Annotated in this window: 11 protein-coding genes; 7 read left to right on the forward strand and 4 right to left on the reverse strand. The window is 59.5% G+C overall.

The annotated features are described in order from the left end of the window. Positions 1-36: 36 nt before the first annotated feature. Positions 37-1,140: an NAD(P)/FAD-dependent oxidoreductase gene (locus tag AGR2A_RS00925; protein ID WP_072495246.1), complete on the forward strand. Its 1,104-nt coding sequence runs from the start codon at positions 37-39 to the stop codon at positions 1,138-1,140. Positions 1,141-1,151: 11 nt separating this feature from the next. Here AGR2A_RS00925 and AGR2A_RS00930 read toward each other — a convergent pair whose 3' ends face one another. From AGR2A_RS00930 to denD, 4 genes are all read right to left on the reverse strand, one after another. Continuing rightward, positions 1,152-2,126, reverse strand: a complete 975-nt coding sequence (locus AGR2A_RS00930; RefSeq protein WP_072495174.1) for a threonine ammonia-lyase — start codon at positions 2,124-2,126, stop codon at positions 1,152-1,154. 110 nt (positions 2,127-2,236) lie between these two features. Continuing rightward, positions 2,237-4,021 carry an IlvD/Edd family dehydratase gene (locus AGR2A_RS00935; RefSeq protein WP_072495175.1) on the reverse strand — a complete coding sequence of 595 codons (1,785 nt, stop codon included), beginning with the start codon at positions 4,019-4,021 and terminating at the stop codon, positions 2,237-2,239. Positions 4,022-4,030: 9 nt separating this feature from the next. Continuing rightward, positions 4,031-4,933 (reverse strand): NAD(P)-dependent oxidoreductase, encoded by a 903-nt coding sequence (locus AGR2A_RS00940; RefSeq protein ID WP_006698294.1) that lies wholly within the window; start codon positions 4,931-4,933, stop codon positions 4,031-4,033. Further along, positions 4,930-5,916, reverse strand: coding sequence for a D-erythronate dehydrogenase (gene denD, locus AGR2A_RS00945; protein ID WP_006698295.1), 987 nt, complete (start codon positions 5,914-5,916; stop codon positions 4,930-4,932). The genes AGR2A_RS00940 and denD overlap by 4 nt, the downstream gene beginning before the upstream one ends. Before the next feature lie 200 nt (positions 5,917-6,116). Here denD and AGR2A_RS00950 point away from each other — a divergent pair, with 200 nt between their 5' ends. The 6 genes from AGR2A_RS00950 (at position 6,117) to AGR2A_RS00975 (ending at position 12,633) form a co-directional block, all read left to right on the forward strand. After that, positions 6,117-7,562, forward strand: a complete 1,446-nt coding sequence (locus AGR2A_RS00950) for an FAD-binding oxidoreductase (RefSeq protein WP_004444014.1) — start codon at positions 6,117-6,119, stop codon at positions 7,560-7,562. A 119-nt stretch (positions 7,563-7,681) separates the two neighbouring features. Next, positions 7,682-8,398: a FadR/GntR family transcriptional regulator gene (locus AGR2A_RS00955; RefSeq protein WP_045533422.1), complete on the forward strand. Its 717-nt coding sequence runs from the start codon at positions 7,682-7,684 to the stop codon at positions 8,396-8,398. Positions 8,399-8,594: 196 nt separating this feature from the next. Next, entirely contained in the window at positions 8,595-9,752 is a 1,158-nt protein-coding gene (locus AGR2A_RS00960; protein ID WP_080822338.1) for a fumarylacetoacetate hydrolase family protein, read from the forward strand. Positions 9,753-9,773: 21 nt separating this feature from the next. Further along, entirely contained in the window at positions 9,774-10,304 is a 531-nt protein-coding gene (locus AGR2A_RS00965) for a TRAP transporter small permease (RefSeq protein WP_072528831.1), read from the forward strand. Positions 10,305-10,308: 4 nt separating this feature from the next. Continuing rightward, positions 10,309-11,586 carry a TRAP transporter large permease gene (locus tag AGR2A_RS00970; RefSeq protein ID WP_080822340.1) on the forward strand — a complete coding sequence of 426 codons (1,278 nt, stop codon included), beginning with the start codon at positions 10,309-10,311 and terminating at the stop codon, positions 11,584-11,586. Positions 11,587-11,625: 39 nt separating this feature from the next. Next, complete coding sequence (locus AGR2A_RS00975) at positions 11,626-12,633, forward strand: TRAP transporter substrate-binding protein (RefSeq protein ID WP_004444024.1); 1,008 nt, start codon at positions 11,626-11,628, stop codon at positions 12,631-12,633. Positions 12,634-12,636: the final 3 nt, after the last annotated feature.

Raw genomic sequence — 12,636 nt, forward strand, 5'->3', positions numbered from 1 at the left:
TTTCCGTCTGAAGGCAATGCGGACACGGAAAATACCATGACAGATATCGACGCCATCATCATTGGAGCCGGTGTGATCGGCCTGGCGACAGCGCGAGAACTCGCTATGCGCGGCCTCTTCGTCGTCATCCTGGAAAGCGAAAAGGAATTTGGCTCGATCACTTCCTCCCGCAACAGCGAAGTCATCCACGCAGGCCTTTATTACCCGCCTGGAAGCCTTAAGGCCCGACTTTGCGCGGAGGGCAAGGAGCGTCTTTATGCTTTCTGCCAGAGCCACGGCGTTGCTCATCGCCGCTGCGGCAAACTCATCGTCGCCACGAGCCATGAAGAGACGGCCATGCTCGCCACTCTCCAGGAGAAGGGCAAGGCCAACGGATGTAACGATCTTGAGCTGATTGATGAACGACAGGCGGTTTTACTCGAACCCGCGCTCACCTGCGTTGCAGCCCTTACGTCACCTTCGACCGGTATCATCGACAGTCACGGATACATGCTGGCGCTGTTCGGAGACGCACAGGATCATGGCGCAGCCATGGCCGTCAACGCCCCCTTCGAAAGGGCGGAAGTGGCGGGCGATGGTTTTCGGATCCACGTCGGCGGCGCGGAGCCCACCAGCCTGACGTGCCGGCTGCTCATCAATTCCGCCGGACTTGTTGCGCCGATGGTGGCAAGAAAGATAGAGGGATTGCCGGAGGATGGTATCCCGCAGGCGCGTTTCGCCAAGGGCAGCTATTTTTCGCTGGCCGGCAAGTCACCCTTTTCAAGGCTCATCTATCCGGCACCTCATACTCATGGCCTTGGCGTACATCTCACCCTCGATCTTGCTGGCCAGGCTCGTTTCGGCCCGGATGTGGAGTGGGTGGACGCCATCGATTACGCCGTCGATCCCCAACGCATGCAAGGTTTTGATGATGCGATACGGCGTTATTGGCCGCGCCTTCCCGACCATGCGTTGATCCCGGCCTATTCTGGAATCCGGCCGAAGATTTCAGGTCCGGACGAACCCGCTATGGATTTCCGCATTGACGGGCCGGAAACGCATGGCGTCAACGGTCTCGTCAATCTCTTCGGTATCGAAAGCCCCGGCCTTACTGCCTCGCTGGCCATCGCCAACGAGGTCGCGGCGCGGCTTGGGGCTTGATCCCAACCCGCTCAGCCTAAACGGGACAGCGCACCCGTCATGACCTCCGGATCGACATTGCCGCCGGAAGCGACTGCGATCACCGTTTCACTCTCCAGTTCATCGCCATGGAAGAGGGCCGCCGCCAGGGCCACCGCCCCACCGGGCTCAACGACGATCTTCAGCCGGTTGAAGGCGAGAACCATTGCCCGCAGCGCTTCCTCTTCGGTCACGGCGATGCCTTTCCCGCAAAGCCCAACCATGATCGGGAAGGTGATGTTACCGGGCTGCGGCGTAACGATCGCATCGCAGATCGAACCCGAGGTCGTGGCGTTCCGCTCGATCTTGCCCGAGGCAAGAGAGCGTGCCACATCATCGAACCGCTCCGGTTCCGAAGTCCTGACCTTATAGTTCGGTGCTTTCGCTGCAAGCGCAATGGATATGCCGGATGTAAGGCCACCGCCGCCGCACGGCACCAGGATCTCGGCTGAATCGATACCCAGTTCCGTGCCCTGTTCAGCAATCTCGAGCCCCACCGTCCCCTGCCCGGCAATGACCAGCGGTTCGTCATAGGGCCTGATCAGCGTCAACCCGCGCTCGCGCGAAATGCGGTCCCCAATGGCATCGCGATCCTCATTCGCGCGGTCATAAAGCACCACCTCCGCGCCATAAGCACGGGTATTGTCGATTTTGATCTTCGGTGCATCCATCGGCATGATGATGACGGCGGGAACGCCGTGGAGGCTGGCGGCAAGCGCCACGCCCTGCGCATGGTTACCGGAGGAAAAGGCGATGACGCCTTTGGCGCGGACCTCCGCAGGCAGGCCTGAGACGGCCGACCAGCCGCCACGAAACTTGAAGGAACCCGTTCTTTGCAGGCATTCAGCTTTTACGAAGAGCTTTCGCCCGGCAATCTCGTCCAGAAAAGGTGATGAGAGAAGCGGCGTGCGAACCGCTTGAGGGCCGATGCGCTCCCGCGCGGCTTCTATCATCGAAATATCAGTCATGTCCTGCCCCTATAATGCGGATGTGCAGGCACCTTATGAGGTCACACGCATTTACGAAACCGCCCGAAAAGAAAAATCCCCGGACGTGGCCGGGGATTCTGGTCGTGTGATCAATGATTGTGCCGGGGCATCTTCTCGGCAATGCGGCGGAAATCCGCAGCGCCTTCGAGAACCGCGCCGTCCGAAAGCTGCGTTACCGACTGACGATAAATGCGCTGCCAGGGCGTCGCATCCGCGGGAACAGCCGGAATGCCGTCTGCCTTGCGGGCTGCAAACTCCTCATCCGGCACCAGCACGTTACACTCGCCCTTGTTGAAGTCGATGCGGATCACATCGCCCGTGCGAAGCCACGCCAGGCCACCGCCGGCAGCACTTTCGGGCGAGGCGTTGAGAATGGACGGGCTGTCCGCCGTTCCTGATTGCCGGCCGTCGCCGATCGTCGGCAGGCTGGTGATTCCTTTTTTCAAAAGCGCGTCCGGCGGCTGCATGTTGACGACCTCGGCCGAACCCGGCCAGCCAAGCGGCCCCGCACCACGAATGACGAGAATGGTACGCTCATCAATATTGAGGGACGGATCATTGATGCGGGCGTGATAGTCTTCCGAACCGTCAAAAACCACGCATCTGCCCTCGAAAATTCCCTCGTGGCCCGGCTCATTGAGATAACGCTGCCGGAACTCCGCCGAGATCACGCTCGTCTTCATGATGGCGAAATCGAACAGATTGCCCTTGAGAACCAGGAAACCTGCCCGTTCCTTCAGCGGCTTGTCGTAAGGAAGGATCACATCTCGGTCGGTCGATTCCCGACCTTCCAGATTTTCCGCCACAGTTCTACCGGTCACGGTCCGACAGCTTCCATTGAGCTTGCCCGCCTGCAGAAGCTCCCACATGATGGCGGGCGTGCCGCCGGCGCGGTGATATTTCTCGCCGAGCCATTTGCCGGCCGGCTGTATGTTGGCCAACAGCGGAATATCGTAACCGTGGACCTGCCAGTCCTCTTCACGGAGTTCAGCGCCCGCATGTTTCGCCATCGCCGCGAGATGCGGTTGGGCATTGGTGGAGCCACCGATTGCCGAGTTGACGCGGATCGCGTTCAGGAAGGCTTCGCGCGTCATGATGTCCGAGGGCTTGATATTCTCAACAACCAGTTCGACGGCGCGGCGGCCGGTGCGATAGGCCATCTGGCCGCGTTCACGGTAAGCGGCGGGGATTGCACCGCAGCCGGTAAGCGACATGCCGAGCGCTTCCGCCATGGCGTTCATGGTCGACGCCGTGCCCATGGTGTTGCAATGCCCGACCGATGGCGCGGATTCCAGCGCCGCCTGCAGAAACTCCTCCCGGGTGATTTCGCCAGCGCCATATTTGCGGCGCATGCGCCAGATCACAGTGCCGGAACCGACCAGATCGCCCTCATGATAACCGTCGAGCATCGGCCCGCCGGAGAGCACGATGGCCGGAATATCGACCGTGCTTGCCGCCATCAGTGCCGAGGGCGTGGTCTTGTCGCAGCCCGTCGTTAACACGACACCGTCGAGCGGATAACCGTAAAGCACTTCCACGAGGCTGAGATAGGCAAGATTGCGGTCGAGCGCCGCCGTCGGGCGCTTGCAGTTTTCGAACATCGGATGGGTCGGGAATTCGATAGGAATACCGCCCGCATCACGGATGCCGTCGCGCACACGCTTCACCAACTCCACATGGACGCGGTTGCAGGGCGTAAGATCGCTGCCGCTCTGGGCGATCCCGATCACCGGCTTGCCGGAACGCAGTTCTTCCGGCGTTACGCCATAATTCATGAAGCGCTCCAGATAGAGCGCCGTCATGTCGAGATGATCAGGGTTGTCGAACCAGTCCTGCGATCGCAGCCGGCGCATGGGTGTCTTCTCGTCGCTCATAAGCCTGCCTCAGCCCTGTTCGCGGTTGTTGAGTTTTTCGAGGTAAAGCAGGATGCCGCTGTGATCGATATCGGCACCGCCGTCACCAACGAAGTCGTCGAATTCCCGCGTCACCTGCTGCGTAAGCGGCAGGGTAAGCGACAGGTCCTTCGCCGTTGCCAACACGCCATTCAGATCCTTGAGCTGGAATTTGGATGGACCACCCGGCACGAAATTGCGCTTTACCATGCGTTCGCCATGCAATTCCAATATCCGGCTTTCGGCAAAGCCGCCACGTATGGCATTGCGGAAACCTTCGCGAGAGGCTCCTCCCGCTTCCACCAGCATCATCGCTTCGGCAACCGCGCCGATCGTAATGGCGACGATCTGCTGGTTGGCGAGCTTGCAGAGCTGGCCGGCACCCGAGGGACCCACATAGGTGAGCCGGCCCATCGGTGCAAAGACATCAGCAAGATCCGCGATCAGCGCCTCGTCTCCACCGGCCATGATGGCGAGCGTACCGGCCGTCGCACCCGGCACACCGCCCGAAACCGGTGCATCGACGTGATGGATGCCAAGCGCCTGAAGCCGGGAGGAGTGTTCACGCGCGATCGGCGGCGCAATCGAGCTGCTGTCGATGACGACAGCCCCCTTTTTCAGCGCTTCGGCCACACCGGCCTCGAACAGCACCTCGCCCACGGCCTTGCCGTCACTCAGCATGGTGATGACAATATCGGCGCCCTTGGCTGCATCTGCCGGCGATGCCGCGACGACCGCGCCATCGGCAACAAGAGCCTCGGCCTTATCGACACTGCGGTTCCAGACCGTGACCGAAAAGCCCGCACCCAGCAGGCGCCGGGCCATCGGCCCTCCCATCAGGCCGGTGCCGATGAAGGCGACCGAGCGCTTCTTCTCCTCCCCGCCGACACTCATTTCAGTGAACCTCCCAGTTCGTCCTCAATATGAACCTGAATAATCTCTTCGAAGGAGCTTTCCGCCGTAAAGCCCAGTTCGCGGGCACGCTTGGCTTCGAAACCGGGCGCCCAGCCTTCGCACATGCGCATGATCATCTCGTTCGGCTCGCGACGGATGAGGGCGACGGCCTTTTCCCCCGCCACCTTGCGCAGTGCCTCAATCTGCTCGCCGACGGTGGCGCTGAGGCCCGGCATCGACAGGTTGCGGCGCGGGCCGACCTTTTCGACGTCGATCGTGGCGCCATGAATAAGGAAACCGACGGCGGAACGCGGCGAGGCGTGCCAATGGCGAATGCTTTCCGGCACCGGCAGAACCGCCTCCTGGCCAACCAGCGGCTCGCGCAGGATATTGGAGAAGAAGCCGGAGGCAGCCGCATTCGGCTTGCCGGGACGAATGCAGATGGTGGGAAGGCGAATGCCGATGCCGTCAAAGAAACCGCGGCGGCTGTAGTCGGACAGGAGCAATTCGCAGATAGCCTTCTGCGTACCGTAGCTGGTCAGCGGCGTGGTGTGGAATTCGTCCGGGATCGGATAGGGAAGCGGCGCACCGAAGACGGCGATCGAGGAGGTGAAGACCACGCGCGGCTTGTAGCCATCCTTGCCGTTGGCAAGGCGGATGGCATCGAAGAGATAACGCGTGCCGTCGAGATTGATGCGGTAGCCCTTGTCGAAATCGAGTTCGGCTTCGCCGGAGACGATAGCGGCAAGGTGGAAGATGACATCCGGACGGGCTTCGACCAGCTTTTCGGCTTCGCCAGGTGCGGAAAGATCGGCCGCGCGCGCATCGACAGCACCGGAAAAACCGGCGGGCGCTTCGGGCTGGAACACGTCGATAAGCGTGAATTTCTCCACCGCCTTGCCACCCAGTGACCCGTCCTTGACGAGACGCTGCGTCAGCTTGCGGCCCACCATGCCAGCGGCGCCAATAATTGCGATATGCATGTCTTCCTCCTCTTTGTCCCGGTCGTTCTCCCGAGACCGAAAAAACATCATCAGCCAACCGACCGATAAATTAGCTTGTAAGGTTGTCTGATAACCTTATATGATCGAGTTGAAAATAGTATTTTTTCACAAACCGGCAAAAGCAAGGGCGAAGAAGCCTTGCCCGGACATTTCAGGGCGGATTGAGCGGAGAGGGTGGAATGACGATCGTCAGCGAACACGATATCGGGGAATTGCGATTCTCGCTGAAGAACAGGTTGGGCGAAGCTTTGGTGCTCACGTCGCCGGAGGACATGCTGCGTTATTGCCGGGACTGGCATGGCGACGTCACCAGTTCGGCTGTAGCTGTGATCCGTCCCCGGTCGACGGAGGAAGTATCTGATACGGTGCGCGCCTGCGCCGAACTCGGACTCGCCATCATCCCTCAGGGCGGCAATACCGGTCTTGTACTCGGCGGCATTCCCGATGCGCCTAAACGCCAGGTCGTTCTAAGCCTCGAGCGCATGAACGCCATCCGCACCATAGACAGCGATGATTTTTCCGCCGTCGTGGAAGCGGGCTGCATTCTCTCGGAATTCAAGGACGCGGTGCAGGACAAGGGTATGTTCTTCCCGCTATCACTTGGGGCCCAGGGTAGCTGCCGTATAGGCGGTAATGTCTCCACAAATGCCGGCGGCATCAATGTGCTGCGGTACGGGATGACGCGCGAACTGGTCCTGGGTCTCGAAGTGGTGCTACCGGATGGCACTATCTGGAATGGGCTGTCGACGCTGCGCAAGGATAATCGCGGCATCGACCTGAAGCAGCTTTTCATCGGTGCGGAAGGAACGCTCGGTATTATCACCGCCGTTGCCGTCAAGCTTTACCCCAATCCGGAACACGTCGAAACGGCGCTGCTCGGCCTCAATTCGCTTGACGATGCCATCAAGCTTTACCGTCGCGCCCGTCGCGAATGCTGCGACCTGATGTCTGCCTTCGAATTTATGCCGCCGGTCGCCTTCACGCTGGCAATCGAGGCAATCCCCGACCTTAAAATGCCGATCGCCGGTGACTACCCAGCCTATGTGCTGATGGAAATTTCAGGCTCCGGCCTGGTCGACACGGCAGATCTGATGGGCCGCTTCCTCGAAGGCGTCATGGAAGACGGGCTGGTGCTGGATGGCGTCATCGCATCGTCACGGGCGCAGGCGCAATCGCTTTGGCTATTCCGCGAAGGCATGAACGAAGGCCAGGCGCTGCGCGGCAGCCATATGCGCACCGATATTTCCGTACCGCTGTCAAAACTCGCGGCTTTCGTGGCCGAAGCTGAAGCGGAACTGGCGGAAAAACTGCCGGAGTGCCTCGCTGTTTCCTACGGCCATGTGGGAGACGGAAACGTCCACCTCAACGTACTGCCGCCGAACGGCTCGACGCCGGAAGAGCGCGAAGCATTCATCTACAAGTCCAAAACGCTCGTCAATGACGTCCTCGACCGTTACGTCGGCAGCATCAGCGCCGAGCACGGCATCGGCCGGTTGAAACGCTCGGATTTCGAAAGCCGGCTATCTGACGTGCAGCGGCGGATGATCACTGGCCTGAAAAACACCTTCGACCCTGATTTGCGGATGAATCCCGGTTGCCAGATAACCCTGCAACCGGATAGCTAATCAAGGTACGGCAGAGGCGGCTGAAAAACGCCGCCTTAAAAAACCCCGCTGACGGCGAAGGAGGAAGTCGTCTGCAGCGGGAAAAACGAACCAATCGTTTCTGTGGAACGGGAGCAACCATGACGCTGGAGTTCAATCAGATACATCGCAATGACCATCTCCCCGGCCGCATCGCCGCAGAGATCGCACGCGAGATCAACGATTCGAAACTCGGGCCGGGCGACAGGCTGCCGACTGAACATGTGCTGGCAAAAACCTTCGGGGTGAGCCGCTCTGTCATCCGCGAGGCGATAGCACAATTGCGCAATGAAGGTTTCGTCGAAACCCGGCAGGGCGTGGGCGCATTCGTCACCGATCCCCGGCAGAGACTGTCCATCCGTATCGAGCGCTCCCGGCTGAACGATCCGGAGAACTTCCGCGATCTTTTCCAGCTTCGCATGCCGCTGGAAATAGAAGCAGCGGGGCTGGCGGCATTGCATCGTAGCCCGCAGCAGTTGGCGCGACTGGCCGAGGCACTGGAAAAGATGAAAACCGCCGACGATTGGTCGACGGAAGGCGTTGCCGCCGATCTGGACTTCCACCGTATTCTGGCTGAGGCCACACAAAACGAATATTTCCTGATGTTCCTCGGCTTCATTGCGGAGCGCATCAGTTCCGCCATCAACATCGCTTTCTCCCGGGCGGTTTTTGGGGAAATTCTCGAGGTAACGATTGCCGAACATGTGGCAATTTACGAGGCCGTGGAAAAAGCTGATGCGCCCGCGGCCAAGAGCGCGATGCGCAAGCATCTGATTGGTGCGGCGAGCCGCGTCAATCTGGAGCTGGATATATTCTGACTGGAAAAAAGGCACTGGCAGTCAAGCTATAGGACAGGTTTCCGCGCTTCATGAGCGATACATGATAAATTTGTCCGCGAGACCGCTAGACTCGCTCGAAAAGTCATACTAAGAAGAATAGGATTAGGTTGTCAGACATCCAGACAATAAGACCGCAGGAGGCGGCCTGTCGGAAGTCTGAAAGGGGAGGATATACATGGCCGGCGTAAGGTCGATCGACGCTACCGCAATTTTGCCTGAGGATTATGAAAACGCTTTGCTGGTCGGCCGCGTCTGGTCGAAAAGCGAAGGCGGCCCCTGCCCCGTCCTCCTCAAGGATGGCGTGCTTTATGACCTCACATCTGTTTCTCCGACCATGTCAGAGCTTCTGGAGAAGACCGACCTGGTGGAGCAGCTCAACGACACCGGTACTTTCGTCGCCTTAGGCGCACTGGACGCATTTCTGGACGGCTCAGCCGGCGAACTCCTCGCCCCCAACGATATTCAGGCCGTCAAGGCTGCAGGTGTCACCTTTGCCGACAGTATGCTGGAACGCGTAATCGAAGAGCAGGCCAAAGGCGATCCGCTGCGTGCGCAGGAAATTCGCGGACGGCTGGCGCCTGTTCTCGGCGACAACCTCAAGGGACTTGAGGCCGGCTCAGAAAAAGCCGCCGAGGTGAAAAAACTGCTTCAGGAAATGGGCCTCTGGTCGCAATATCTGGAAGTGGGCATCGGCCCGGATGCGGAAATCTTCTCCAAGAAGGCCATGGCCTCCGTCGGCTGTGGTGCCCTGATCGGCGTCCATCCCAAATCGCAGTGGAACAACCCTGAGCCGGAAGTGGTGTTGGCCATCACCTCTGACGGTCGCATTGTCGGCGCGACGCTCGGCAACGACGTCAACCTGCGCGATTTCGAAGGCCGCTCCGCCCTGCTGCTCAGCAAGGCGAAGGACAACAATGCCTCCTGCGCAATCGGCCCGTTCATCCGCCTGTTCGATGGCAACTTCAGCATTGAAGATGTGAAGAAGGCGCAGATTTCTCTTCTGGTCGAAGGAGAGGATGGTTTCACCATGACGGGCGTCAGCCCCATGGAGGCGATCAGCCGCACGCCCGAAAACCTCGCTTCGCAGCTCTTGAACCGTAACCACCAATATCCTGACGGCGCAGTCTTTTTCCTTGGCACGATGTTCGCGCCGGTAAAGGACCGCCATGGCCCAGGTCTCGGCTTCACCCATTCAAAGGGTGACCGTGTCGAAATCTCCACGCCCAAGCTCGGTAAGCTGATCAACTGGGTCACGACGACTGACGAATGCCCGGAATGGACGTTCGGCACCGCGGCACTGATGCGCAACCTGGCGAAACGAGGGCTACTCTAGATATTTCTTCGGGAGGGGAAAATGCAAAAGACCATCAATCTCTTTTACCGGATTCTCGAAATCATTCTCGTCGCGCTGCTTGCTGGCATGTCGATCATGGTCTTCGTCAACGTCGTCATGCGTTACACGATGAATTCCGGCATCAATGTTTCGGAAGAGCTGTCACGCTACTTCTTCGTATGGCTGACCTTCCTGGGCGCGGTGCTGACCTTCCGCGAGAACAGCCATATGGGCATTGAAACGCTCGTGATGTTTCTGTCGCGCCGCGCCCGCATCGTCTGCATGATTATCTCGAACATCATCATTCTGGCCTGTTCCGCCATCTTCTTCTGGGGAACCTGGAAACAGTCCGGCATCAACGCCAGCATGCATGCGCCGGTCACCAAGCTCTCCATGATCTGGGTTTATGGCATCGGCATGTTCACGGGTGGGCTGATGTTCGTCATCGCGCTGGAACGTCTCTACCGGCAAGTGACCGGCCGCGTCACGGAAGACGAAATCGCCCAGTTTGCGGGCGAGAACCTGACGATCGAACAGCTTTCGGAGCGCTGATACCATGACACTTTTCGTTTTTGTCGGCTCTCTTCTGGGAGCCATGGCAATCGGCGTTCCCGTCGCCTTCTCGCTGATGTTCTGCGGCGTCGTGCTCATGTGGTACATGGGCATGTTCAACACCGCGATCATCGCGCAGAACATGATCTCGGGCGCTGACACCTTCACCCTGCTTGCCATTCCCTTCTTCATCCTGGCTGGCGAACTGATGAATTCCGGTGGTCTTTCTCGCCGCATCATCGACTTTGCGATCGCGCTCGTCGGACACATCAGAGGCGGCCTCGGCATCGTGGCCATCGTCGCTGCCATCATCATGGCCAGCATCTCCGGTTCGGCCGCAGCCGATACCGCAGCCCTTGCCGCAATCCTCATCCCGATGATGGCGAAGGCCGGTTACAATATTCCGCGCTCCGGCGGCCTGATCGCCGCTGGCGGTATCATCGCCCCGGTCATTCCGCCATCCATGGCCTTCATCGTCTTCGGTGTCGCCGCCAACGTCTCGATCACCCAGCTTTTCCTTGCCGGTATCGTACCCGGTATTCTGATGGGCGCATCGCTCATCATCGCATGGCTGATTGTCGTGCGTAAGGACAACGTGCAGCCTCTGCCGAAAACATCGGGCAAAGAACGTCTGCTCGTAACAGCGCGCGCCGGTTGGGCGCTTGGCATGCCGGTCATCATCCTTGGCGGCATCAAAGCCGGCATCATGACGCCGACGGAAGCCGCCGTCGTCGCCGCTGCCTACGCGCTGTTCGTCGGCATGGTAATCTACCGCGAACTGAAGCCGGCAGACCTGTTCCACGTGCTTCTGCGCGCCGCTAAGAGCACCTCGATCATCATGTTCCTGGTCTGCGCCGCTCTCGTCTCGGCGTGGCTCATCACGGCTGCGAACATTCCGAACGAGGTCGCCGGTTACATCGAGCCGCTCATTGACCGTCCCATGCTTTTGATGGCCGCCATGATGGTTCTGGTTTTCATCGTCGGCACCGCTCTCGACCTGACACCCACCATCCTGATCCTGACGCCTGTCCTGATGCCGATCGTCAAGCAGGCGGGCATCGACCCGGTCTATTTCGGTGTCCTCTTCATCATCAATAACGCCATCGGCCTGATTACCCCTCCGGTTGGCGTGGTGCTGAACGTCGTCAGCGGCGTTGGCCGCATCCCGCTCGGCAAGGTCACGGTCGGTGTCTGGCCGTTCCTCGTCGCCGAAACCATCGTGCTGGCGCTGCTGGTGATTTTCCCGGACATCGTCCTCGTGCCTCTGCAGTACCTACGTTAAGTGAAACTTTTTCTCGACCACAATCCAAGGGAGGATATTATGAGAAAGCTTCTTCTGACCACCACGGCAATCGCCTTCGCAGTTGGCGCGGCAGCGCCGGCAATGGCCGAATTCAACAGCCGCAACATCCGCGTTTCGAACGGTATCAACCAGGATCATCCCGTCGGCAACGGCATCAAGGCCATGCAGGCCTGCCTCGACGACAAGTCCGGCGGCAAGCTGAAACTGACGGCATTCTGGGGTGGTGCTCTCGGCGGTGACCTTCAGGCGACACAGGCCCTGCGCTCCGGCGTTCAGGAAGCGGTCGTCACGTCGTCCTCGCCGCTCGTCGGTCTCATCCCGTCGCTTGGCGTCTTCGACCTGCCATTCCTCTTCGCCAATGCCAAGGAAGCCGATGCCGTCATGGACGGCGCCTTCGGCGACATGATGAACAAGAAGCTGGAAGAACAGGGTCTCGTAAACCTCGCTTACTGGGAAAACGGCTTCCGCAACCTGTCGAACTCCAAGCATGCCGTCAACAAGTGGGAAGATTTCTCGGGCCTCAAGGTCCGCGTGATGCAGAACAACATCTTCCTCGACACCTTCCAGAACCTCGGTGCAAACGCTACGCCGATGGCTTTCGGCGAAGTCTTCTCGGCGCTTGAGACCAACGCGATCGATGCCCAGGAAAACCCCTATGTGACGATCGACACCTCGAAGTTCTACGAGGTGCAGAAGTACATCACGGAGACGAACCACGCTTACACGCCGTTCCTCTTCCTCTTCTCCAAGCCGATCTTCGACAGCTACACGCCGGAAGAACAGGCAGCCCTGCGCGAATGCGCAGTCGTGGGTCGTGACGAAGAGCGCAAGGTCATCCGCGAACTGAACCAGAAGTCGCTGGAAAAGATCAAGGCGGCCGGCCTCGAGGTGAACTCGCTGTCTGCCGAAGAGCAGGCGCGTATCCGCGAAAAGTCGATGGTCGTTTACGAAAAGCACAAGGCTGAAATCGGCGCCGACGTCGTTGACGCCGTTCTGGCGGACCTGAAGAAAATCCGCGGCCAGTAAGCC

This window comes from Agrobacterium genomosp. 2 str. CFBP 5494, assembly GCF_900013495.1.
Taxonomy (GTDB): Bacteria; Pseudomonadota; Alphaproteobacteria; order Rhizobiales; family Rhizobiaceae; genus Agrobacterium; species Agrobacterium pusense.